Origin of the sequence: Parasphingorhabdus sp. (genome assembly GCF_036963805.1) — a bacterium.
In the GTDB taxonomy this organism is placed as follows: domain Bacteria; phylum Pseudomonadota; class Alphaproteobacteria; order Sphingomonadales; family Sphingomonadaceae; genus Parasphingorhabdus.
This window is the reverse complement of the sequence record NZ_JBALUN010000066.1, coordinates 1-524: the sequence shown is the minus strand read 5'-3', so window position 1 is coordinate 524 and position 524 is coordinate 1. Positions and strand designations below refer to the sequence as shown.

The 524-nt window shown below is 63.0% G+C and carries 1 protein-coding gene; it reads left to right on the top strand.

Annotated elements, in window-relative coordinates; translation table 11 throughout:
- Window positions 1-524 (top strand): aminotransferase class I/II-fold pyridoxal phosphate-dependent enzyme (locus V7676_RS18800; protein WP_335661081.1); only part of this gene is annotated, 524 nt, incomplete at both ends.

Sequence of the window (524 nt, the reverse complement as noted above, 5' to 3'; positions counted from 1 at the left end):
GGCGATATCGCCCCGCTCAAGGAAATGGTCGCAGTCGCCAAGAAGTACGGCGCCATGGTGCTGGTCGACGAGGCGCATTCGATGGGCTTCATCGGCGAGAACGGGCGCGGCGTGGTCGAACAGGCGGGCGTGCTCGATGATGTGGATTTCGTCATCGGCACGTTTTCCAAGAGCGTGGGCACGGTGGGCGGCTTCTGCGTTTCCAACCACCCCAAGTTCGAAATCATGCGGCTGGTCTGCCGGCCCTATGTCTTTACCGCCTCGCTCCCGCCGAGCGTGGTGGCGACCGCCTGCGTGTCGATCCGCAAGCTGATGCACGGTTCGAACAAGCGCGCGCATCTGTGGGAAAATTCCAAGACGCTGCACAAGGGGCTCAAGGATCTCGGTTTCCAGCTCGGCACCGAGGAACCGCAAAGCGCGATCATTGCGGTGATCATGCCCGATCTCGAAAAGGGCGCGGCCATGTGGGAGGCGCTGATCAAGGGCGGTCTCTACGTCAATCTCGCCCGTCCCCCCGCGACCCC